Consider the following 22,876-nt stretch of genomic DNA (forward strand, 5'->3'; position numbering starts at 1 on the left):
GAATGCCATCGATCAAGCTGCTAAGGCTAAGAACGATGCAATCGATGCTTCAAACTTAACTGATGAAGAAAAGGCTGCTTTGCAGCAGACAGTTGCTGATGAAGTTACCAAAGCTAAGGCTGCAATTGATGCTGCCACTAAAGACGCTGATGTTACTACAGCTAAGAACACTGGTGTTGGAAAGATTAACAACATTAATGTTCCAACTACTTCTGCAACTAAAGATGCTGCTAAGGATGCTGCTAAGAATGCCATCGATCAAGCTGCTAAGACTAAGGACGATGCAATCGATGCTTCAAACTTAACTGCTGAAGAAAAGGATGCCTTGAAGCAGAAAGTTGCTGAGGAAGTTCAAAAAGCTAAGGGCAATATTGATGCTGCCACTAAAGACGCTGATGTTAAGACAGCGCAAACCAATGGTGAAAAGGCTATTAATGCTGTTGAAATTCCAACATCTTCTAAGACCAAGAATGACGCTAATAGTGATCTCGATAACACAGCTGATGCTGCTAAGAAGGCCATCGATGAAACTTCAGGTTTAACTGATGATCAAAAGCAAACAGCAAAGGATCAAATTGACACAGCTGTTGGTGATGCTCAAGAAAACATCAAGAAAGCTTCTGATAACCAAGGTGTTGCAGATGCAAAGGATGCAGGTAAGCTCGCAATCGACAAGGTAAGTGCAAAGGCTGCAATTGATGCTGCTCTTAACAATAAGAAGAGCGCAATTGCGAAGGCGCCATTAACTGCTGAAGAAGCCAAGCCTTTAAACGACTTGGTAGATCAAGAAGCTGACGCTGCAAAGGCCGCTATTGATGACGCTACTACTAATGCGGTTGTTGAAGCTGCCAAGAATAATGGTGTTGAAAAGATTAACAACATTAATGTTCCTACTACTTCTGCAACTAAAGATGCTGCCAACAAGGCAATTGAGAATGCTTTAGCTAAAAAGATTGAAGAAATCAAAGCTAACACCAACTTAACTGATGACCAAAAACAAAGCCTTATTGATCAAGCTCAGAACGCAGCTAACCAGGCTAAGGAAAACGTTCGGAGTGCTTCCACTAATGAAGACGTTCAAACTGCTAAGAACAATGGAATTGCAGCTATTAACGGAATTACTGTTAAGAGTAATTCAGTCGATGACCAAGATAATTCTGCAACTAATGAAGGGAACGGTAACCAAGCTGGTCATATTCAAAGTGATAACTCCAGTGACGTTACAAAGCATAGTTCTATTCAACAGTCTGGTAATGAAAAAACTCAATTACCACAAACTGGTAACGAAACACAACGTGGTGCAGGCTTAGTTGGCTTAGCCATTGCAGGCTTAGTTGGTTTGTTGGGCAGTGCCGGATTCCGTAAAAAGCGGGATTAAGCAACTACTCAAACCGTCGTAGCAAATTCATAACATAAATAAGGAGAGTGAGAAAAAACGCCCCAAATCGGCTAGCAAGCTGGTTTGGGGCGTTTGTCTTCGAACCCCCGCAAGGATGGCTAGGTTGGTCAAACGTAAGCAGTCAATAACGATACGTCTAGGCGCGGTGTAAGGTAAGTACCGAATAACGACACGTATTGAAAAAAAGCGTCATGCACGACATCGGTTTTGATGTTACGCATGACGCTTGCTCATTTTAAATATGACATTGAGCCTGGACCTCTTTTGCCCATGGCAAAAAGCCCTCAAGATCTTTGTTTTCACGATTCGGTAAGTGATCAAACAGATATGTAGAGGGCGGCTGTAAAATGTAGGAAATCGGCGGTTTAAAATTGTCGGTTTTCCTGCATTTTTTGTATACTCACTTTATCAATCTTTTGAGGAAGTGATGAGTATGCGAAAAGACGTTTATGAAAGGATGAGATATTTTGTGTTAGAGAAGATAAAACCAAATCACTCCGCTATTGCACGACAATATGGTGTTGATCCACGAACTGTAAAAGCGGCATATTTAAGAGCTCAGAGTGGTGAAACAACAGTCGTTAGGAAGCGACGAAGCCGTCGTAGTAAGCTAGACGGATATCAAGATATCATTGAGGATAAATACACTGCCGGATGTTCTGCCAAATCGATTTATGACTTTATCGTTGAAAAAGGCTTTACTGGTAAATACACAATCGTCAAAGACTATTGTCGTCGGTTTCGTAAAGTGCAAACTAAGAAAGCAACGATTAGGGTTGAGCATACGATCGGCTTAAGTGCTCAAGTCGATTGGAAAGAACGAGTTACCATGACTGACCGAAACGGTGTTCCACATACTTTCAGTATTTTCTTGTATGTCTTACCCTATTCAAAATTTAAGTTCTTAAGATTAACTCTAGATCAGAAGCAGGATACTTTATTCAAATGCTTATTTGAAGCCTTTAAGGATACTGGTGGAATTCCTAAAGAAATTTGGTTTGATAATATGTCAGCTGTCGTTGACCATAAATTGAATGACTTCCATCATCATCGCTTTAATGAACGATTCCTATCATTTAGTCATGATGCGGGCTTTCACCCAAACGCTTGTCGACCATTTAGGCCACAAACCAAAGGTTGTGTTGAGGCCTTGGCAAGAACGATGGGAAGATTAAAACCTTATGATGGCGAGTTCAGTACCATCAATGACTTGAACGATATCGTTAATCGATTAGCTCAACGACTTAACCATGAGAAGTCGCAAAGTAATAACCAGAAGCCAGTTGAATTATGGGCAAAAGAAAAAGAGCATTTCCAGTCTCTCAATTACGATCTCACAAGGTACTTCGACAGCGTCCAAACTAGAAAAGTATCGCGAGATTCAATGATTAGATTTCAAAACCATCAATACTCTGTTTCCCCTAATTATATCGGAAAATAGGTTGAAATTAAACCAGCTACTGATGGTAAAGCTATTCATATTTTCTATCAAGGCGTTGAAATCCAGAAACATGATTTAACCAATAAGCAGTTTAATTATGATCCACACGACAAACACGCCATTCTAAAAAGTGATTTGATGGAAGATAAAACAGACGAAGAAATTGACCAGTATATGCTTAATAACCTCAGTATTTATGATCAGATTGGGGAGTAAAATGAATCAGTATGGCAGATTGCAAGAAATAACTTGAACGAATTTAGTAATGTAGATTAAGCAAGAAGATCTCGATTGGTGTATGCCAATTAAGACATTTAAGTGGCCGTGAATTCAGATACCAATTGATTTGAACCAGTTGGTAATCACTTAGTTCTTCAATGGCTTGTCCCTTGGGAATAAACCGTCGCAAAACTCGATTACGGTTCTCATTACTACCGCGTTCATGTGGTGAATAAGCATGGGCAAAATAAACCGGAGTACCAGTTCGCTGCTCAATTGCCTGGTAGTTAGCGAACTCTTTACCATGATCTACGGTAAGCGCCTTGAGCTTGTCTTGAAGTTGACTAGCTAGTTCAAGTACGGCCTGAGTCATGGACTGACTGTCGCGACCATGGAGCTGTTTAACAATTGTCAGGCGACTCTTACGCTCCACAAAAGTAGCCACAGCTTGACCTTTACGTTTGCCAGAAAGTACGGTATCAGCTTCAAAGTGGCCGAATTCCTGGCGAGTTTCGACTTTATGAGAACGCTCCTCAATGGAGCGGCCGTGACTGAACGTACCACGCTTTTCTTTAACACGATGACGACGAATTCCATGATCAGGCAAATCGGGTAACTGTACATCAAGCCATCCTTGATCAATCCAGTTATAGACCGTCTTGTAGGCAATTCCAACTACATGGGCAACTTGTTCAGGGGACCACTTCTGGACTTGAATCTTTTCCTCGACCAAGTGTTTAAGGTTTTTAGTGAGCGAAGACTTCCGCCCCCCGTTGACTAACCTTGCGTTCAAAGTCAGTTTGTGCTAGCTCAGCCTGGTACTCACTATTTAGCCGGTGAAGTTCGTTAAAGATGGTGGTCTTACTAAAGCCTAAGTAGTTAGCTATGTATTGCAAGGAACGTCCTTCATTATGAAGCGTTTCAATGACAACACGGTTCTGGAATGATAAAATAGTGGTGCCCATTAAGGTCCTTCTTTCTAATGGAATGTTGTGGTAACACCATTAAAGACCTTGATGGTTTTTTCTGTCCACTTAAATGTTCAACTTAAATTTTACAATCTGCCACATTTAAAAAAGTGGTTTGGCAATAAAAAGCTTCGAGAAATTAGAGCCGTAGATTGTGAAAAGTTTCGAGTGTACCTACTTGGTAAAAGTGGGTATTCACAAGGCTTTGCCAGTTTAGTATATTGTTTGTTTCGCAATACTTTAGATTATGCGGTGAGAATGGATTTTCTAGTTAAGAATCCATCGCGAAAGACAAAAGCGATTAATAAGGGAAAAACGACCGTTGCCTTTTGGACCAAGACTGAGTTTGAAAAGGTTTTGTCAGTAATCTATACCCAAGATTATTATCAACATATGTATTTTGTAATTTTGTATCTTTACTTTACCTGCGGAATGCGGGTTAGTGAGGGCTTAGCTTTAACTTATGATGATGTTGATTTTAAGCGGCATCGTTTGAAGATTCATAAGACACTTGAAATGAAGAACAAGCATGACTATGTAATCAAACCTTATACTAAGACCATTAATGGAATCCGAACTATTTCATTAGACAATGATACAATTCGTGTCTTAAAAAATTGGCGAAAAGACCAAGAGAAGCACGGGGTTCACAACTTTATTATGTCGTATGATGATACGCCGATGAGTAGAACAACGATTCCATTAATAGTGAAGCGTTTCGCTAAACTAGCTGGGGTAAAACCGATTCAGGCAAAGGGATTGCGTCATAGTCACGTTAGTTACCTTATCAACGAGTTTAATACTGATGTGTTAACAGTATCACGTCGGCTTGGTCATTCTAGTCCTGAGATTACATTAAAGTATTATGCTCATCTTTGGCCACGGAATGATGAAACAATCGCGGATGAAATGGAAGGTAATATTAAGTTTCAACCAGCGAAAGAAAATCGACTACGATTCACAGGCAATCAAAATATTCATTCTACGAAATAAGGTTCCCTACCAAAACCCTACCAAAATGAATAATAATGCTTTGAAACAGCCTCATTATAGGGCTTGGTGCAGGCATCATCATTTGAGTATGAATAGAACGATAATGTTACTTAGAGTTGGAAACGCGATATAACGGCATTTTGGCAGTCTTAAAACTAAACCAACTCAGTAAAAATAACATGTTTGTTTGCCAAAATGTTTGCCACGGTGGAAGCATCCAGTGTAAGACTGGGTGCTTTTTTGTATAATTAAAATGAATAATTTAACGGTTGAGAAGAGGAACAAATAATGAACACTACAACTGAAAAAGACATAGTTAATATTTTGTGGAAAGCCTTAAAACATGTTGCCATAGAGAATGATAATTCAATTGATAATCAGATTACCGTAAATATTAAAAAGATAAACGATAAACAAGAAGTTAAAATAACAAAAGCAGAAATAATTGCTTTTGTTAACGATCAAATACATAAATTTCATAGTGTGAATGGTGTTTATTATTGTTCGGATCATATTGAATATACAGTTATAGCCAGGGAAAAGTATCGGCCTTCTTTAGCTCCATTTGCTTGGCCGGAGGATATTCCTTTTACAGAACAGAACAAATATAAATATGGCTTGTCACAAATATCTTTAGGCCTGTTTTTTAAGTTTTTGAAAGAGGTTACTTTAGACACTAATTTTATTGTTCAAAATATTTTTACGAATTCCTTTTATATGGGAATATTCAACGATTCTGGAACAGCAATAGATTTATTTGATAAAGAAATAAATTTGTATAATATTGTTGACTCGTTGTTGCAAAGAAGTGTTAAGCAATACTTAATGGCAATTAAAATAGAACCTAATGATGATAGTGAGAAGGCTAACATATCAAATAATATTAAAAAATACAAAAAAATGGCTGAGTCAGCAATGTTTAATGTGAATCTTGCAAATTTTCATGGGTTCAGTTTGAGATATTTGGAACATCCATTAATTGCTATCACTGATAGTAATAACATGAAAAAATTAATGGAAAGCGCATGACTGCTCCACATATGGTTTATAACCATGATATGTTGGAAATCTATACAGCTGGAAACTGGCATGATGATCCATTAGTACAATTTATTAATTACTATCAAGTTGCAGAATATCTCTTCAATTATGTTCCAAATGAATTACTTTTTGAGGAAGTACAAGAAAAAATTGCAAGTCCTAAGTTTTCCTATACTGATAAAAGTGATGTTTTGGAGTTATCCCGTCTAATTGCTGATTTGAATAGGAAAAATGATAAAGAAGTAAATTCGTTAAGGATGGTCTTAAATCAGTATGTTAAATATGATGATTTAAAAAAGTCGCTTCCTGATAAACTGATTAATTATTATCGCGATGAGATACCATCTTTCCTTAAAAATACATCTGAGCCTAATCAAATAAAATTTAGTATTAATAATCTTAAAAATAGCGATAAAGTTTATGGGAAAATGGCTAGTAGATTATATGCGGTTAGGAATTGCTTAGTTCACAACAAAGAAGGGGAAAACCATTTTAATTCGTTAATCGATGACGAGTCTCTAAAAAAGGAAGTCCCACTTATGAAAGCAATAGCGGAGACCGTAATTATAAAATATGGGACAACTATTTAATCAGGGGAATGGTAATAACAGAAATTGAAGATCGAATTACAGATATTATTAACCCAAATAACCGTGATGAATTTATTTACGACTTTTTAAGTGTGTATGACTTTCCTAAGGCAACAATCACTAAGTTACGGAAGGGAACCAATAATCTAGCAAAGGAACCAGGGGCAGTTTACCTGAAGAATCGGCTATATTATCAGCAAGTCGCTGCAGATGATAATTTGATGCAGAACTTTGCTGATCTAAAATAAAAAGTAGAGCAACTTGGTGCTAAGCCACGTTATATTATGGTGACTGATTTTAAGAATGTCCTTGCTGAAGATACCAAAACCGGTGACACGCTTGATGTTGAATTTGAGCGGATACCACAGAAGTTCGAATTTTTCCTTGCATGGAATGGAATTGAAAAAGCTGACTTTGATAAGGAAAATCCAGCCGACATTCGGGCTGCCGAACGCTTTGCCAAACTATACGATATTGTAGTTAAGGATAATCCAGATACTAGTCGTCATGGATTAAATTTATTTCTGATTCGAGTCCTTTTCTGTCTGTTTGCTGAAGATACTGATGGTACTGTGCCCTGTCAAGTTGACACTTTAAATAATGAAAATTAGCTGGCCTTGCCAAAGCGATATTCTGCTGCGGTAAGGTCGTTTCTTTTCGCTGAGATAAATTCTTCAGTGAAGTATGTAATGCCTGTTTCAACTTGTTGCTCTAATTCTGTTAATGTCTGTGCTTTAGGTAGGTGAGCTATCCATATTGCCTTAAAATCTGCCCACCAATGTTCTATTACTACATTATCAGCTGGAGTACCTGGTGCAGAGTAACTATGACATGTGCCATTAATGGCCAAGTATTGATTAAATGCTTTTGATATGTATGCTGAACCACGATTCGTATGGATTAACGGAGCTAATCCTCCTTCACTGACTCTGGCTTGTTCAAATACCTTGATTGCACCTTTGGTCGTTTCCGTTGGCGTAATTAACCAACTTACTGGATATTGCCCATACAGATCTAATACTACGTGTAGCCGAACCTTATTGCGTCGAATCTCATACGTTAACTCAGTTGTATCCGTAACCCGGACTTGGTTAGCTGCTCTTTGATCAAATTGTCGTTTAAGAATATTTTCAGCTTCATAAGTTTGCTGAGCCTGAATACGCTTATGTTTGGGTTGACGATAGTCAGCTTTAATACCATGGTTTCGCATGATACGAATAATCCGTTTCTTGTTTGCCTTATAGGGAACTTGCTGACTCAAATTAATTAACCTGGTCATTTTGTCATAACCAACACTTTGTTTGTGTTCATTTTCTAACTGCTTAATTAACTTGAGGAGTTCCAATTCCTCGATTTCACGTTCACTTGGATCATGTTTAAGCCACTTGTAGTAAGCTTGCCTAGACACTCCAGCAGCTCTGGTTAATTCACGGACTGAATAACCCTCGGCTATCATTTCCTGAATCGCTTGATATCGTCCGGTCGATCCACCTCCCGATTGCGTATTTCGACTAATTTTTTTGCAAATGCAATTTGAACCTCCCGTTCACGCTCTCGAGCCTCTAATTCGCGAACTCTTTTTCTTAACCGTTCTAATTCATTAGTCGGTTCTTTACCCTTGTTACGCCCACGGTTATCCTTCAATACTGCCCAATCATTGTTTTCCTGGTACTTGCGTACCCAAGAATAAACACGTTGATAACTAACGTTATACTTCTCAGCAGCCGCCTTATAGTTGTTGTCATGGTCAATCGTCCATTGAACGATACTCTTCTTTTCATCAAAGGTTACTTTTCGTCCCATTCTTCTAGCTCGCTTTCTCGTTGTCTGATTAACGGTAAGGTTGCCACTATTGTAACTGATAACCCATTGATGGAGTTGAGAAATATTCCTAATTTGGTATCGCTGAAGGAGTTCCTGGTTAGAATACGCACTTGAAAGATAAGCTTTGATAGCGGCTACCTTTGTTTCTAATGAGTATTTCCGATTATGCTTAGGCCTAATTAGACCTGCTAATCCAGCCATTAAGAATTGTTTGATCCATTTACTCATATTCGCTGGCCGCACGCCGTGATAATCGGAGAAGACCGTTAGGTCGTAATCCGATTCTTGATACTTACTAAGTAGCTTAAGTTTCTCAATAGTTGAATAACTTACAATACAAAATACCCCTAGGACTGACACTTTTATTATTTCAAGTGTCAACCCTAAGGGGTATTGTACGGAGATGGATCCGTTTATTTATTCTAATCCAACACTGGATTGAAGTATTTTAATTGCGTGTAATCCACGTTTCCGCCATCGGTAATGGCTAAATCAGGAATTGCAGTGATTGGGAGGAAGGAAAGGTAGAAGATAGGGTCTGGCAGTTTAGAACCAATCTCCCGTGCTCCTTCTTGCAAGGCCTTTTCTTGTTGAGCTAATTCTTCAACAGGTAAGTCTGAACAAATCCCAGCAATTGGCAATGGTAGGTTAGCAACCACTTGACCATCAACAACGACAATTTGGCCACCACCTTGTTCGATTAACTTATTCGCAGCTAGTGCCATGTCGTCATAGTTCACACCAGCGACAACCATGTTATTGTCGTCAGGGGCAGCAGTGGTTGCAATCGCCCCTTTCTTGAAAGACCAACTAGAGATAAAACCGTGAGAAATATTACCGTTGATTCCGTACCGCTCAACCACAGAAACTAGGGCCACGTCTTGGTCAACATCAGGCTTAATAATGCCATCTTCAACAGGCAATTTGAGGTCACGACGTTTCCGAACGAAGGGGCCAATGCTGTTAATCGTTTCCACCAGTGCAGTACCATCAGCGTGATCAGTATGATATTGGAAATCATTTGCTGATAATGGATCACGATGTACAGTTGCCGTTAATTCGCTTGAGCGGGCAGGAACCGTAAAAGCAAATTGTTCTTGACCATCGTCAAATACTAACTGGCCTTGACTAATGACAGTTTCGACATTGAAAGTTCCAGGATGGTCGACCAGTAAAATATCAGCTCGTTTGCCAGGAGCAATTGATCCAAGCCGATCATCAACATGATACGCTTCAGCAGCATTAATGGTGGCCATTTGAATTGCGGTCATTGGGCTAACGCCAGCTTGAATTGCTAATCGAACCATGTGATCGATGTGACCAACAGAAAGAATACTGGTAGCATTCACATCGTCGGAGCAGAAACTAGTATGCCGAGCAACCCCAGCAACATTCTCGGTAATTGATTTAATATTTTCATTCAGAAACTTAGTCACGGCAGATTCACGAATCACCGTGTGGACACCTTTCCGTGCTTTTTCCAAGAATTCTTCATGAGAGTAACTTTCGTGATCGACGGAAACACCACTCATTAGATATTGATTGAGTGCTTTTCCACGTGCCATTGGTGAGCAGCCGAAAATGGGTTGATGATTTTGATGAGCCAATTCTAGTACTTTCATGGTATCTGGATCCTTAGTTTCCACGGATTCACGAACCGTTTCCCAAACACCGAAGCAACGAGGATCCGTTTGCACTTGAGCATGATCCTTAGCGGTGACATCGTAAGAGATAGTTGATTTTGGAATGGTGTAAGGAGTCTTATAAGGTAGTCCCCAGATGACATTGAATGGTAGTTGAGCGATTTCATTGAAGATTTCTTTTAAACCATCTAAGCCGATTACGGAGATGTATTCATCTAAACCGGTGACGATGCTGGTTGTCCCATGAGGTAAGACTGCCTGAGCAAATCGGGTCATACTTAACTTACTACATTCAACGTGAATGTGACAATCAATTAGCCCAGGGGCAAGATACTTACCGGTAGCATCAACCTTTCTAGTGTTGGGGCCGATATAATCGGTGATATCTTTTTCAACGGCCACAATTCGTTGGTCATAAATGGCTACATCTGCCTTGTAATATTCACCAGTATTAACATTAATTAATGTCCCGCCAGTAATGACCAGGTCAGCAGGTAATTTAGCAGCACCAGCATCAATGTATTCACTTAATTTAGTTTCTGACATGATTAGTAAGCCTCCACTTTATTTAGGCAAGATATTCAAAACATAGAGCAGAACAACAAAGACAACTAACATTGTCCACATAATTCCGTTGACTTCTTTTCGCCGACCAGCAGCAGTCATCAAGATTGGGTAAGTTAAGAAGCCAAAGGCAATCCCATAAGAAATGTTGTAGGTCAAAGGCATGCCAATGACGACAAGGAAAGAAGGTAAAGCAATTTCAAATTGATCCCAGTGAATATCACGCAAAGCAGAGACCATCAGTACACCGACAACGATTAAAGCAGCAGCGGTAACTTGGGTCGTCACGACGGTCAGCAGAGGTGAGAAGACCATACTTAAGAGGAAGAAAAAGGCGACTACAACAGCCGTGAAACCAGTTTTACCACCGATTGCAATTCCGGCTGATGATTCGACGTAGGCAGAAGTTGGGGTAGTCCCCATGAAAGCACCACCAAGCATTGAAAGTGAGTCTGCCATCAAAGCGCGACCAATGTGCGGCATCTTATTACCCTTCATAATGCCAGCTTGTTGCGCCAAACCGATCAAGGTACCGGCAGTATCAAAGAAGGCAACAATTAAGAAGATCAGGACAACCGCCCACATTTTAGGATCAGTCATTACGGAAAGGTGTTCTAGCCCGACACCGAATGTTGGTTTCAGACTTGGGGCCATTGAAATGATGTGGTGTGGAGCCTTAATCAAACCAGTCAAAAGACCCAGAATAGTTGTCGCAACTAAACCAATAAAGATCGCACCAGGCACCTTTTTAGCCATCAAGATTGCGATAACAAAAATTCCGAAGATCGTTAACCAAACCGTTGGCACGGTAAAGGAACCAATGCCAACTAATGAAGACTTATTAGCAATGATTAAGCCCCCACCTTGTAAACCAACAAATGAAATAAAAATCCCAATTCCGGCAGCCATCGCATATTTCAAATCCTGTGGAATTGCGTCAATGACAATTTCCCGAACTTTAAGGAATGACAAGATAGTGAAGAGCACAGCGGCTATCAGAACACCGGCCATGGCATCCTCCCAAGGAATTCCCATGGCAATGACCACTGAATATGTGAAGAAGGCGTTATCACCTAAACCTGGAGCAATGGCGATCGGGTAGTTAGCAAGAATCCCCATTAATAATGAACCTAAAATAGCAGATAGGGCAGTGGCAGTAAAGACCGCCCCTTTATCCATTCCTGCATCACCCAAAATAGATGGGTTAACAAAGAGAATATATGCCATTGAAACGAAGGTTGTTAAACCTGCTAAAAATTCCCGCTTGATTGAGGAACCACTCTCTGTGATGTGGAAGGCACGATCAATCCCTCCAGATAATGTTCGTTTTTTGCTCACAACTTACACTCCCTTGAATCATTATGTGTGGATTATTGCACACAATAAAATGAAAATCAAGGGAATTTGTTCGTAAAAATGCTTGAAAACGAATTTTTTAATGATACAATAGCGTCAGCGTCGTAAAAATAAGAACTTTAATTTGGAGGTACAGTTCATGTCTACAGAAATTACGAAGGAATTTACTCAGGGATTACCTAAAGCTGAACTTCATGTTCATATTGAAGGAACATTGGAGCCAGAATTGAAACTCAAATTAGCCAAGCGCAACCATGTTGATATTGGTCAATCAACAATTGAAGAAGTTCGCCAATCATATCAATATGATGATTTGGCTTCCTTCTTAGCTGTTTACTATCCGGCAATGAATGTTTTACAAACTGAACAAGATTTCTATGACTTAGCAATGGACTACCTCCATCGAGCAGCAAAGAATAATGTTCGGCACGTTGAAATCTTCTTTGACCCACAGGCTCATACTTCACGAGGAATTGCATTCAAGACGGTCATTGATGGCTTATACAAGGCAACGGTCGATGCACGGGCGCTGAATATTGATGCACGCTTAATTATGTGCTTCTTACGTGACTTTTCTCGCGACTCCGCACGCGAAACGCTAGAGGAAGCCTTGAAGTATAAGGATAAGATTCTTGGGGTTGGACTAGATTCTGATGAACATAATAATCCACCAATGAAGTTCTTTAACCAATTCACCAAAGCCAGTGCAGAAGGTTTCCACTTAACAGCCCATGCTGATATTGACCAAAAGGACTCGATTGAACATATTCGTGAATTACTTGAAGTTATCGGTGTAGAACGAGTTGACCATGGAACTAATGTTGTTGAAGATCCGGACTTGGTTGACTTTGCAGCTAAGAACAAGATTGGCTTCACCTCGTGTCCACTTTCAAACTCGTTTGTTAGCCCTGAAATGAAGGGGAAGGAAGTTATTGAACTACTGAGTAAGGGTGTGAAGGTTTCCATTCACTCCGATGACCCAGCATACTTTGGTGGCTACATTGGTGATAACTATTACGCAATCGCTACTAAGTTCAATTTGAGTCGTGACCAAGTAATCACGTTAGCGCGAAACTCTTTTGAAACTAGTTGGATTTCGGATGAACAAAAGGCTCTTTACCTCAAAGAACTTGATGACTATGTCGCTAATAATTAATTGAGATGATCATCTCAAAACAGAAGAAGCTCGATAGTTGGCTAAGTTGCTAACGTACAATACCCCTTAGGGTTGAGACACTTTTAGTATTTCAAGTGTCAACCCTAAGGGGTATTGTACGCCTACTTATGTTATCAAATTAATTTAAATAACTAAAAAGAGGCCGGGAAATAACCCGACCTCTTTGCTATTTTAATGATAAGAATGCAGCGGCTGGCTGTCCAGTCATCCCGCTACTCGTTATTCAATTGTTATCGCAAAACCGTCTGGAGCCAGCTGGTGCCCCTGCATTCCCTGACTAAGAAGCAGTTGGCCCCTGGTTGCTAACTCCGCTGGTGCGCCCGTGGTGTTAAAGAGTCCTTTAAGCACTTTCCCAGCACCTGTACGGGAAACTTCCACCACCCCGATTGGCAGGACATTAAATGCAATTGTCTCGCCTGCAATTAGGTCAGCATAGTCACGACGCAATGCGACTAGCTTCTTAAAATATGCAAGCATTTCTTGAGCATCATCGTCTGGCGCCCAGTTCATTGGCTTCCGACAGTCCGGATCATTGTCTCCATCCATGCCGTACTCGGTGCCATAGTAAATTGACGGTGTTCCAGGCTGCAAGAATGTAAAGGCAAAAGTTTGCTTGACTAGGTCCCGGTTATCGTGGGCCTGAGTCATAATTCGCGCTGTATCATGAGAATCCAAGACATTAAACATCATCTGATTAGTCTGGTCACGGTACTTCATCAGCTGGTTGCTAAGCTGATCAATCATTCGTTCCGCACTAAGCCGGTGGTTGATGAAGTGGTCCAAAATAGCACCGGTGTAGCTGTAGTTCATTACTCCGCTAAATTCGTCCCCGTTCAGCCACGCCTGCGAGGTATGCCAAATCTCACCTAGGATATAAAAATCTGGTTTGAGGGCCGTTGTCTCCTGGTGGAACCTCTTCCAGAAGTGGTGGTCAATTTCATTGGCTACATCCAGCCGCCAAGCATCAATATCAAATTCCTCAATCCAATATTTGGCAATTCCCAACAAGTAATCCTGCACTGCTGGGTTAGCTGTATTGAGTTTCGGCATATGCGGTGTGTAATCAAAGGTATCGTAAGTTGCATCTGGGGTAAATTCAAAGTTCTTGGTCGGCGTGTAAGTTGCTGGGAACTTATTAACATGGAACCAATCAGCATATTTCGAGTTTTGGCCGTTTTTAAGGACGTCCTGCCACTGCGGCGACTTATCACCAATATGGTTAAAGACGGCATCTAGCATTACCTTAATCCCCCGCTTGTGAGCCTGGGCAACCACTTCCTTAAATAAGGCGGCGTCACCAAAGTGAGGGTCAATCTGGTAATAGTCTTCTGTATCATACTTATGGTTAGAAGGGGCTTTAAAAAGCGGGTTAAAGTAGATCCCATTGACACCCAATGCTTGAAGGTGGTCAAGGTGGTCCAGTACACCCTGCAAGTCACCGCCATAGAAATCCTGACGACCAGGATGGTCATTGGCATTCCATTTTTTAGTACCAGCAGGGTCGTTGGACTGATCACCATTGGCAAAGCGCTCGGGGAAAATCTGGTACCAAACCGTTTTCTTTACCCATTCTGGAGCGTGAAACATATCAATCTCTTGGAAGAAGGGCATCCGAAAGTAGGTATTTAAATCATTCAAGGCCGCGTGGTTATCTGGCTGAAGGTAGCCCCGGTCGGTATAAACCGTCCTCGTCCCATCAGTGCCAGTGATGTCAAAGGCATACGCCAAGCGCTTTTTCGGCTCGGTAACCGCAATCTGCCAATAATCATAGAGGTCATCTGACAAGATTTTCTTCATCGGCGTCGGTTTGGTATAAAATGGCGGTTTAATTCCCGCCAGGCTGCGAAGACTGTAAGGGTCACCGTGCAATAGCTGGACCGCTTTTACGTCATCTTTAGCAGTCCGTAAACGGATATGCATCGTCTGAGAGTCATAAAGAAAGGCCATTTCGCTTTCCGGCCGGTGGTAGATAGCAGCAAGATTCATTATTCAATATCTCCTTTTTCAACAGAGGTTTCCTTGACAACGTAAACCGCAAATGCCCCAATCAGTGCTAGGACAGCAGATACGACCAGCATGTGTGGAATGTAGTTGCCCAATAACGGATAAAGAGCAAAGGAGCAAACAGAAGCAACAATCTGTGGGAAGCAGATCCAGCAGTTGAATAACCCCATGTAAGTACCATCATGCTTACCATCCAGGGCATTCGTCAGGATAGTGAACGGGATGGAGTTGATCGTAACCCAGCACATCCCGATACCAATAAAAGCAACGAACGATAATAGCTTAGTCGGCGCAACAGATAAGCCCCAGAAGCCGAGGGCACCCAGGACCATTCCTAAGGCGTAGGCAGGTTTCCGAATTCGGTCATTCAGCTTTTGCAAAACCAATCCGTAAATAATTGCTACCCCGACTTCAACAGCAGACAGGACACCAAACCAGTTTCCGGCAGCTTGGTAAGCAGCGCTAGAAGCATTCGTAGTGTGCCAGATGTTTTGGGCCACCGTCCCTGCACCATAAGTCCACAGGTATTGGAAACCAGCCCAAGAGAAGAATTCAACAATTCCCAGCGTCCAGAAAACCTTGGGCGCGTGTTTAACAATTGTGAAGAAGTTTTCACTAATATTAGCATTTTGGTCTAAGCCGTGGTACTTGGCATAAGTCTCTGGGTCATATTCGTCAACTTTCCAAATAGTAAAGATTGATGAAACAACTAAAATCGCAGCTCCAATATAGAATGACCACTTAACAGAATCTGGTAATTCACCCTTAGCTGCAATATTCTTAACCCCAATCCAGGTCAAGAAAAACGGGAAGAGGTCAGCGGCAACGGACCCGATGTTTCCCCAAATCGTCTGCCATGACCAAGCCTGGTCCTTTTGTTCATCGTTTACCATGTCAGAAATCATCATCTTGAATGGCTGCATCGACATATTCGAAGACAGGTCCATAAATAGGATGGCTACCGCGCCGAACCATAGCGCAGTCGAAGTCTTGAAACCAAACGAGCCGGAATTCGGCAACAGGCACATCACAATGACAGCCACAATCGTCCCTAAAATCAAGTAAGGGAGCCGCCGCCCAATTTTAGGAATCCAGGTCCGATCGGAAAAGTAGCCGACCAGTGGTTGAACAACCATCCCTGCTAATGGCGGCAGGATGAAAAACCATCCTAGCTTGGTTGGGTCCGCCCCCAGGGTTTGGAAGATCCGCCCCATGTTAGCACTCTGCAAAGCAAAGGCCATCGAAGTCCCCAGGTTCCCAAACGTCATCAGCATTAATACTGAAAACGCGAGGGACGGCAAATTTTTATTTAACTTTTTCTCGCTCATATAATAGTACCTCCATCGATAATTAATAAGTCTATAATGATTACGCTTACATAGTGCTGCTATCGGCCGCCTATTGCAACCGCTTGCACAAAATTATTAGAAACCGCTTACTTTTAAAAGTTGACGGTCCCTTGGACTCCCTAAATTCTTACCGCACATTTGCTTTTTTAAGGTAAACTGACAATCCATTTAAATTTTATTATTATTCCAAATTTCTGAATACAGGATTAATAATCATATCTTTATAAAATATTGGTTTTACCTGGTCAAAACTTGAAGTCTCTAATGGACTGTTTTTCGCTTTCGTCTAAATTGAAAGCACTCATTACCAGTTCATCTATGCGGTCATTCTCTTTGGAAATATTTTGCCCGTGTTTTCTTTTATCCATTGCTTCAGATACTAATGTAGAGAGTTCTTTCTCGGCATCATCGGTCAACTCTGGAATAGGAAATTGTGCCAATTCATTAACCTTAAACTGAGGAAAAAGTCTACGCTGAAACTTATCAAATTTCATTAGAAACCATAAAGTTATTGGCTTGGAGTTAAGAATTCCAAGGATAGCAAGGATGTCAATGCCCTTAGTATTTTCAACTATCATCGAATTAATATCATTGATGATGGTTGTATCAGCAAACGCTCCATCAATTGCGTATTCATTTTTATTTGGTATTTGGCGCACTAAGATTCTGGGTTCTGTAAAATTGGTTGATCTACGTGGTTCTGCTAGTCCATCGGTTTACTGTATATATTCTGTACTTGGTTTTAAATAATATCGTTGAACATTATTGCCGTTTATATACGGTAAATAATAACTGTCAATTTTAGTTTTACTATGATACACGCGACCGACTCTATCTTCTTTAGTCATTTTTGGAACCTGGGTGCAACTTGGAAAGACCCTTGCCTACCTGATATGCTTTTATTCCCGTTTTTACATCAGCATAGTTACTAAGAGCTTTACTTAAGTTCATCTTCCAAAAAGCATCTATGGTAGCCTTGTATTTCACCATAGAAATACTAAAGATAGGTTTTTCGTTCCCAAAGAAATCACTAGGGACAGTGCCAAATAATTTGTATTCTCCATGATCTAACTCTCCCACAGTAATGGTATCTGGACATTCTTTTTTTAAGAATACCAAGCAATTATCAACATTGGCGTCGGTAAAAAGCTTGTCCATGGAGTTAATAATCTCAAGTTGCCCCGTTTTGTTAATTAGGAAGTCACGTATTTTCTGATTACTATGAATAGCCAGCATATTGTTCGGGATGATGCAAGCAAAAGTACTGCCTTGTTTTAGCAAATTGTATCCAAGCTCCATAAACAAGGTATAGGTATTTGCCTGATACTCATCAACTGTGTAATGACTTAAATAGTATTGCTTCGTGTAATCATCAAAAGACTGGTTTCTTGCAAAGATGTATGGCGGATTAGCAATTACAAGATCCCAGCCCACAAAATCACCATTACTATCTAAGACTTCTGGAAATTCCATTCGCCATTCCATGCTATGATTAAATACTGGACTGTTTTTTGCTTTTTCGTATGCTTCCTGAGCCTTTTTAGCCTTGGCTTTTAATTCTTTAAATTCTTCAAGGTTGGTTTCGTGGAATAAATTGCCCTGTCCAACTTTATTCATTCTAGCTTGCGCACGGTCAAGCCTCTCTCCAGCAGGGGTTTTAAAACTGCCAAAGAATTTATTCTTTATGTTTTGAATTTCTTTGTTAATATCAGCCTTAACAGTTTTGTTACTAGTGTTCTTGTACTTCTTAACTAATGACAAATAGTCTTTAAAGTTATTTCTCCGCATATCGAAGTGAGCGTTTAAATCAAAGCGACGGATTAAACTATCACCGACTTTAATGTTGATGTCAATGTTAGGTAGAGTAGTTAAGCTACCGGTTTCTGAATAATAGGCATCTTTTAAGAGCTCGGTCCAGAGACGCAATCGGCAGATATTTACAGAGTTAGGATTTATATCAACGCCATAAAGGCAATTTTCAATTATAGTACGCTTCTGGTTGAAAAGTGCTTTTTGGATCCTTAGGGTTCCAGGCTCCTTCGTACTATATTTAAAGCGATCACCATTTATGTCTTGCACGATTAACTCATCGTTTACAACTAAACATTGCACGTCATTTAAGATTTTCCCATTGGCATCAAACAACACTCTTAGTTGAGATTTGATTGCGATTAATTCATTAAGCACGAATAGAATTATATAATGTAACTTAGAGTTGGAACTGCGATATGATGGTACTTTGGTAGTTTTAAAACTAAGTCAACTCAATTAAAAACAACATATTTGCCAATGAGAAACATCCAGTGTAAAAGCTGGGTGTTTTTTGCTATTAAAGGTAAGTTTCAAGCAGTAATAAATGCTATCGCTAAATTAGATTGTTCGTTTTTTTCTTATTGATAAGTTAGTTGCTCTATGATATTTTTAAATAGACGAACTTATAGAGCTTAATTTATGAAAAAAGTTCGTAAATTATGTAGAGAAGGAGTAGTGAAGATGCCGAAAACAAGAAATCGTTATGGAGTAGCTATTGCAGGAGTAATTTTGCATTTGATGATTGGTAGTGTCTATGCATGGAGTGTGTTTACCAAACCAATCTCTGGATATACAGGCTGGAAGGAAACTTCAGTATCGTTTGCATTTAGCTTAGCTATCTTTTGCTTGGGGATGTCAGCTGCCTTTATGGGGCGTTTAGTAGAAAAATTTGGGCCAACAGTTACTGGAACTATTTCAAGCATTTGCTATGGGAGTGGGATTGCCTTAACGGGATTAGCGATTCAGTCTCATCAATTATGGTTATTATATGTCGCATATGGAGTAATAGGTGGCTTAGGACTAGGGTCAGGATATGTAACCCCTGTTTCTACTATCGTGCGTTGGTTTCCCGATAAGCGGGGACTAGCTACTGGTTTAGCAATTATGGGCTTTGGTTTTGCAGCGATGCTTACGGGGCCAATTGCGCAAAGTTTAATGGCGAACGTTGGCGTTGTAAATACCTTCTACATTCTCGGAGGCTTTTATTTTGTTGTAATGCTGGTTGCTGCCCAATTTATCAAGAAGCCACGATCACATGAACTCCCTCCAGCGATTGCTAAGAATGCTGAACGGATAAGTTTGACTGGTCGCGAATTAACTGCTAATCAGGCTTTGCGGACACGGACATTTGCCTTCCTATGGTTTATGTTTTTTATTAATATCACTACCGGAATTGGGCTAGTTTCAGCTGCTTCACCAATGGCCCAGGACATGACGACAATGACAGCGAGTGCGGCTGCCGTAATGGTTGGTATCATTGGTCTATTTAATGGTTTTGGTCGTCTAGCTTGGGCAACTTTATCAGATTTTATTGGCCGGCCACTTACCTATAGTTTGATTTTTGTTCTTGATATTGTGATGCTCTTTGTTCTTCTTTTATTTAAGGCGCCATTTATCTTTGCATTAGCGTTGTGCTTATTAATGTCTTGTTATGGGGCGGGATTCTCTGTGATTCCGGCATATCTCGGTGACGTTTTTGGGACAAAAGAACTTGGAGCTATTCATGGCTATATCTTAACTGCCTGGGCAATTGCTGGGATGGTGGGCCCCCTTCTTCTTTCTTACACACACCAAGTTCTCCACAATTACTATGTCACCTTAATTGTTTTCATAATTATTGATGCTTTAGCAATGATTGTTTCTCTTTTGATTCAACGTGATTTCATTACTAATCGGCAAACGAAACTCGTTATAAAATAACCGTCATGAAAAAGGTCGAAAATAAGAGTATACTAAACTAATTCAGTTTTTAAGATAAGGTAAATTCAATATGCATAATTTAATTTTTCTTACAGATCTTACAGGATCAGATTTAGATCCTTATATGCGACTTAATGAAGCACAACTTTTTCATGCTCTTGAACCTAATCCGGGTTTATTTATTGCGGAAAGTCCCAAAGTGATTGAACGAGCTTTACGAGCAGGTTATCGGCCAGCATCTCTTTTAATAGAAGAAAAGGAACTAGAGCGCGACTTGGCTGATTTGGATCATGAGATGGCAATTAACCAAACTAGGGGATTAGAACAAACGCCAATTTATGTAGTTAATAGTAAATTACTTCGGCAGTTGGCTGGTGGTGGTTATAATCTTTTACGAGGAGCATTAGCAGCTATGCACCGCGTCGAACGGCCAAGTCTAAATAATTTTTTGGCTACTATGCCCAGTGACCATCCGCGTATCGCAATCCTGGAAAGTGTTGTTAATCCCACCAACATTGGGGCGATTTTTCGCTCAGCCGCAGCTCTCGGAATTGATGGGGTAATTGTGACGAGCGACTCAGCTGATCCCCTTTATCGCCGGGCCTCACGGGTAGCTATGGGAACGGTTTTTCAAGTACCATGGACCTATGTTGATGCTAAAGTTTGGCAGTCAGAAGGAGTTGATCTTCTTCATCGAGCTGGCTACAAAACAGCCGCGATGGCGCTCCGTCATAACACGGTTGATATTGATGATCCTCAGTTAGCTAAGGTGGATAGATTAGCCATTATCCTTGGTTCAGAGGGGCCGGGATTAAGAGAAAATACAATTACGCAGAGTGATTTTACAATTAAGATCCCGATGGCTACAGGCGTTGATTCCTTAAATGTGGCGGCTGCCTCGGCCCTCGCTTTTTGGGAATTGGGTAATCGGAAAGTTAAATAATTGAACGAAAAAGGGAATAGAATTAAACTTGCTTGCGAGTTTTTAGTCCCACTCCCGCAAGGATGGCTACAATGCAAAGCTAGTCTACAAGGATTTCCACGATATCGTAACAAGATTCGTATAAAAAAGAGGCTGTTGAAAAAGTTTTCTCGCAGCCTCATAATTAAAATTATTTATTGTCAAACGGATCCCATTCGTATTTTGCGCGCGCACCACCAATCAATTTTGGTCGGTTGCGGAGATAAGTCGTATGAGCCAGTCCGATTTGTTTTATCGAAGTGCGAACTGGAACTTGGACAAACTTAACATGCATGCCAATCGAGGTATCACCGATGTCCATGTCGGCTTCAGCAGTAATGTGTTCAACTTCAATCGAATCGTTAAAGTTTTCAAAAGCAGCAATTTGTCCTGCACCACCTGCATGGAGCGAAGGGAAGACAGTAACTTGTTCAAAGCCGCGCTCCTTAGCTACATTTCGTTCGACAACAAGTGCCCGATTAAGGTGCTCGCAACCTTGGACTGCTAAATGGAGTTGGTGTTTTCGTAAGATATTAACAACTGTCGAAACAATCGCCCAGGCAATCTCAATGTTAGAGTCCTTTCTGATTATTCCGCCATGGACTTCACTAGTTGAAAGACCTAACACTACGAGGTCATCTTTTTCTAACTGAGCTTGATCCAATAATTCGGTTAAACCTGTTGCTGTTTGTTCTTTAATTTTATCAAGATTAATTCCATCTACTGTCATTAATTATTATTTCTTTATTATGAATAATATATCTAATTATCCACATTATACTAGGAAAAACCTTTGTGTAGCTAATAGCTACCTGCTCTATTTATGAGCCTAAAAGAGATTAATGCCCAATTTCTTGACGATTATTACTAGTTAGTTCAGAAAGCGTATAAGGAGCATAGTAATCCACGTGACAGACAAATAAAGCCCTTGGTAATTATGGACGACTACCGAGGGACTTTTTTGTTTAGTGAAGTCTAAATACCTCATCAAAATAACTTTCTACAAATATATTAGAAATACCTTGCTAGATCTCGGATGAAGTATTACTGCTATCTGTCATTCAATAAATGCGCAATAATATCCATACGATTATCGTAAATGCGCAAAATTTCAACTAATTGTTCATCATCATGAACACGATAAAAAACCGTGTTGCGCTTCAATGGTAAAAAACGATAGCCAGCTAATAATTCAGATAACTCTGCAGCATCTTTACCCAATCCTGGCATTGCCGATAAACGTTCAATTGAATGTTTCAGAGAACCACTCACCTTATCAGCAGTCTGCTTATTAAAATTATGAATAAGATATTGATACAGATTATCAACATCTCGCTTTGCTGCACCTCTAAATCCTATTTGATAATTTTTCATTTATCAAGCTCTCCAAATACATCGTCTAGCGTGTATAATCCACTTTCAGCCGAGGCTTCTTGAAGATCCTTAAGAACTTTCATGCCATTTACAAATCGATCATAACTTTCAATATCAACAATCGCATACTTTCCATAACCATTTTTAGTTAAAAATACTGGATTATCAGCATCTACTTCTTTTAGTAGTTTATTGTAATCACGTAAAGCAGAAACTGGTTTTATTGACATCTTCATCATGA

Annotated in this window: 18 protein-coding genes and 3 pseudogenes; 9 read left to right on the top strand and 12 right to left on the bottom strand. The window is 40.3% G+C overall.

Going from position 1 to position 22,876, the window contains the following annotated elements:
- Together QOS06_RS08825 and istA are read left to right on the top strand one after the other, a co-directional pair.
- Positions 1 to 1,378, top strand: a 1,378-nt coding sequence (locus QOS06_RS08825; RefSeq protein ID WP_283595841.1) for a DUF1542 domain-containing protein, incomplete at its 5' end; no start/stop codon positions are given.
- Between the two features lie 454 nt (positions 1,379 to 1,832).
- Positions 1,833 to 3,056, top strand: a pseudogene (gene istA, locus QOS06_RS08830) (IS21 family transposase).
- 43 nt (positions 3,057 to 3,099) lie between these two features.
- Here istA and QOS06_RS08835 read toward each other — a convergent pair.
- Positions 3,100 to 4,024: pseudogene (locus tag QOS06_RS08835) on the bottom strand (IS30 family transposase).
- Between the two features lie 261 nt (positions 4,025 to 4,285).
- On the opposite strand from QOS06_RS08835, the gene QOS06_RS08840 reads away from it, so the two are divergent.
- The 4 genes and pseudogenes from QOS06_RS08840 to QOS06_RS08855 form a co-directional block, all read left to right on the top strand.
- A complete protein-coding gene (locus tag QOS06_RS08840) occupies positions 4,286 to 5,020 on the top strand; it encodes a site-specific integrase (protein ID WP_225358451.1) in 735 nt (244 codons plus the stop codon).
- A gap of 288 nt (positions 5,021 to 5,308) precedes the next feature.
- Positions 5,309 to 6,049 (top strand): hypothetical protein, encoded by a 741-nt coding sequence (locus QOS06_RS08845; RefSeq protein ID WP_152743208.1) that lies wholly within the window; start codon positions 5,309 to 5,311, stop codon positions 6,047 to 6,049.
- Positions 6,046 to 6,651 carry a hypothetical protein gene (locus tag QOS06_RS08850; protein ID WP_152743207.1) on the top strand — a complete coding sequence of 202 codons (606 nt, stop codon included), beginning with the start codon at positions 6,046 to 6,048 and terminating at the stop codon, positions 6,649 to 6,651. The genes QOS06_RS08845 and QOS06_RS08850 overlap by 4 nt, the downstream gene beginning before the upstream one ends.
- Before the next feature lie 8 nt (positions 6,652 to 6,659).
- A pseudogene (locus tag QOS06_RS08855) lies at positions 6,660 to 7,217 on the top strand (type IIL restriction-modification enzyme MmeI); the annotation flags it as partial.
- A gap of 41 nt (positions 7,218 to 7,258) precedes the next feature.
- Here QOS06_RS08855 and QOS06_RS08860 read toward each other — a convergent pair.
- From QOS06_RS08860 to QOS06_RS08875, 4 genes are all read right to left on the bottom strand, one after another.
- Entirely contained in the window at positions 7,259 to 8,167 is a 909-nt protein-coding gene (locus tag QOS06_RS08860) for an IS3 family transposase (protein ID WP_283595857.1), read from the bottom strand.
- Positions 8,104 to 8,703 (bottom strand): helix-turn-helix domain-containing protein, encoded by a 600-nt coding sequence (locus tag QOS06_RS08865; protein WP_152701556.1) that lies wholly within the window; start codon positions 8,701 to 8,703, stop codon positions 8,104 to 8,106. Before QOS06_RS08865 ends, QOS06_RS08860 begins: the two co-directional genes overlap by 64 nt.
- Before the next feature lie 194 nt (positions 8,704 to 8,897).
- Entirely contained in the window at positions 8,898 to 10,664 is a 1,767-nt protein-coding gene (locus tag QOS06_RS08870; protein ID WP_283595843.1) for an adenine deaminase, read from the bottom strand.
- 18 nt (positions 10,665 to 10,682) lie between these two features.
- Positions 10,683 to 12,020 carry an NCS2 family permease gene (locus QOS06_RS08875; RefSeq protein ID WP_273779978.1) on the bottom strand — a complete coding sequence of 446 codons (1,338 nt, stop codon included), beginning with the start codon at positions 12,018 to 12,020 and terminating at the stop codon, positions 10,683 to 10,685.
- 157 nt (positions 12,021 to 12,177) lie between these two features.
- Here QOS06_RS08875 and add point away from each other — a divergent pair, with 157 nt between their 5' ends.
- Complete coding sequence (add, locus tag QOS06_RS08880; protein ID WP_102816172.1) at positions 12,178 to 13,194, top strand: adenosine deaminase; 1,017 nt, start codon at positions 12,178 to 12,180, stop codon at positions 13,192 to 13,194.
- 240 nt (positions 13,195 to 13,434) lie between these two features.
- Here add and QOS06_RS08885 read toward each other — a convergent pair whose 3' ends face one another.
- The 4 genes from QOS06_RS08885 to QOS06_RS08900 form a co-directional block, all read right to left on the bottom strand.
- The gene (locus QOS06_RS08885) at positions 13,435 to 15,201 is read right to left on the bottom strand and encodes a glycoside hydrolase family 13 protein (RefSeq protein ID WP_283595845.1); all 1,767 of its coding nucleotides are present in this window, start codon (positions 15,199 to 15,201) and stop codon (positions 13,435 to 13,437) included.
- A complete protein-coding gene (locus QOS06_RS08890; protein ID WP_085680457.1) occupies positions 15,201 to 16,547 on the bottom strand; it encodes an SLC45 family MFS transporter in 1,347 nt (448 codons plus the stop codon). Before QOS06_RS08890 ends, QOS06_RS08885 begins: the two co-directional genes overlap by 1 nt.
- Positions 16,548 to 16,813: 266 nt before the next feature.
- Complete coding sequence (locus QOS06_RS08895) at positions 16,814 to 17,227, bottom strand: TaqI-like C-terminal specificity domain-containing protein (protein ID WP_229308863.1); 414 nt, start codon at positions 17,225 to 17,227, stop codon at positions 16,814 to 16,816.
- A gap of 181 nt (positions 17,228 to 17,408) precedes the next feature.
- The gene (locus tag QOS06_RS08900) at positions 17,409 to 18,755 is read right to left on the bottom strand and encodes an Eco57I restriction-modification methylase domain-containing protein (protein WP_283595847.1); all 1,347 of its coding nucleotides are present in this window, start codon (positions 18,753 to 18,755) and stop codon (positions 17,409 to 17,411) included.
- A 306-nt stretch (positions 18,756 to 19,061) separates the two neighbouring features.
- Here QOS06_RS08900 and QOS06_RS08905 point away from each other — a divergent pair, with 306 nt between their 5' ends.
- Together QOS06_RS08905 and QOS06_RS08910 are read left to right on the top strand one after the other, a co-directional pair.
- The gene (locus tag QOS06_RS08905) at positions 19,062 to 20,300 is read left to right on the top strand and encodes an L-lactate MFS transporter (RefSeq protein WP_003668982.1); all 1,239 of its coding nucleotides are present in this window, start codon (positions 19,062 to 19,064) and stop codon (positions 20,298 to 20,300) included.
- Between the two features lie 70 nt (positions 20,301 to 20,370).
- Positions 20,371 to 21,243 (top strand): TrmH family RNA methyltransferase, encoded by an 873-nt coding sequence (locus QOS06_RS08910; RefSeq protein ID WP_003671487.1) that lies wholly within the window; start codon positions 20,371 to 20,373, stop codon positions 21,241 to 21,243.
- Positions 21,244 to 21,412: 169 nt separating this feature from the next.
- On the opposite strand, the gene QOS06_RS08915 is transcribed toward QOS06_RS08910, so the two are convergent.
- The 3 genes from QOS06_RS08915 to QOS06_RS08925 all read right to left on the bottom strand — a co-directional run bounded on the left by QOS06_RS08915 (position 21,413) and on the right by QOS06_RS08925 (position 22,874).
- Positions 21,413 to 21,991 (bottom strand): TIGR01440 family protein, encoded by a 579-nt coding sequence (locus tag QOS06_RS08915; protein WP_283595850.1) that lies wholly within the window; start codon positions 21,989 to 21,991, stop codon positions 21,413 to 21,415.
- A gap of 320 nt (positions 21,992 to 22,311) precedes the next feature.
- The gene (locus QOS06_RS08920; RefSeq protein WP_078009562.1) at positions 22,312 to 22,635 is read right to left on the bottom strand and encodes a type II toxin-antitoxin system RelE/ParE family toxin; all 324 of its coding nucleotides are present in this window, start codon (positions 22,633 to 22,635) and stop codon (positions 22,312 to 22,314) included.
- Positions 22,632 to 22,874, bottom strand: coding sequence for a type II toxin-antitoxin system prevent-host-death family antitoxin (locus QOS06_RS08925; protein ID WP_003664790.1), 243 nt, complete (start codon positions 22,872 to 22,874; stop codon positions 22,632 to 22,634). Before QOS06_RS08925 ends, QOS06_RS08920 begins: the two co-directional genes overlap by 4 nt.
- Positions 22,875 to 22,876 lie beyond the last annotated feature (2 nt).

Source organism: Limosilactobacillus sp. DJ3M12 (assembly GCF_947381695.1).
Classification (GTDB): domain Bacteria; phylum Bacillota; class Bacilli; order Lactobacillales; family Lactobacillaceae; genus Limosilactobacillus; species Limosilactobacillus kinnaridis.

What these genes read in the sequence shown, in the direction of transcription:
- QOS06_RS08840 (WP_225358451.1), top strand. Translation starts at nt 4,286, where the DNA reads ATGGATTTTCTAGTTAAGAATCCATCGCGAAAGACAAAAGCGATTAAT.
- QOS06_RS08845 (WP_152743208.1), top strand. Translation starts at nt 5,309, where the DNA reads ATGAACACTACAACTGAAAAAGACATAGTTAATATTTTGTGGAAAGCC.
- QOS06_RS08850 (WP_152743207.1), top strand. Translation starts at nt 6,046, where the DNA reads ATGACTGCTCCACATATGGTTTATAACCATGATATGTTGGAAATCTAT.
- QOS06_RS08865 (WP_152701556.1), bottom strand. Translation starts at nt 8,703, where the DNA reads ATGAGTAAATGGATCAAACAATTCTTAATGGCTGGATTAGCAGGTCTA.
- QOS06_RS08870 (WP_283595843.1), bottom strand. Translation starts at nt 10,664, where the DNA reads ATGTCAGAAACTAAATTAAGTGAATACATTGATGCTGGTGCTGCTAAA.
- add (WP_102816172.1), top strand. Translation starts at nt 12,178, where the DNA reads ATGTCTACAGAAATTACGAAGGAATTTACTCAGGGATTACCTAAAGCT.
- QOS06_RS08885 (WP_283595845.1), bottom strand. Translation starts at nt 15,201, where the DNA reads ATGAATCTTGCTGCTATCTACCACCGGCCGGAAAGCGAAATGGCCTTT.
- QOS06_RS08890 (WP_085680457.1), bottom strand. Translation starts at nt 16,547, where the DNA reads ATGAGCGAGAAAAAGTTAAATAAAAATTTGCCGTCCCTCGCGTTTTCA.
- QOS06_RS08905 (WP_003668982.1), top strand. Translation starts at nt 19,062, where the DNA reads ATGCCGAAAACAAGAAATCGTTATGGAGTAGCTATTGCAGGAGTAATT.
- QOS06_RS08910 (WP_003671487.1), top strand. Translation starts at nt 20,371, where the DNA reads ATGCATAATTTAATTTTTCTTACAGATCTTACAGGATCAGATTTAGAT.
- QOS06_RS08915 (WP_283595850.1), bottom strand. Translation starts at nt 21,991, where the DNA reads ATGACAGTAGATGGAATTAATCTTGATAAAATTAAAGAACAAACAGCA.
- QOS06_RS08920 (WP_078009562.1), bottom strand. Translation starts at nt 22,635, where the DNA reads ATGAAAAATTATCAAATAGGATTTAGAGGTGCAGCAAAGCGAGATGTT.
- QOS06_RS08925 (WP_003664790.1), bottom strand. Translation starts at nt 22,874, where the DNA reads ATGATGAAGATGTCAATAAAACCAGTTTCTGCTTTACGTGATTACAAT.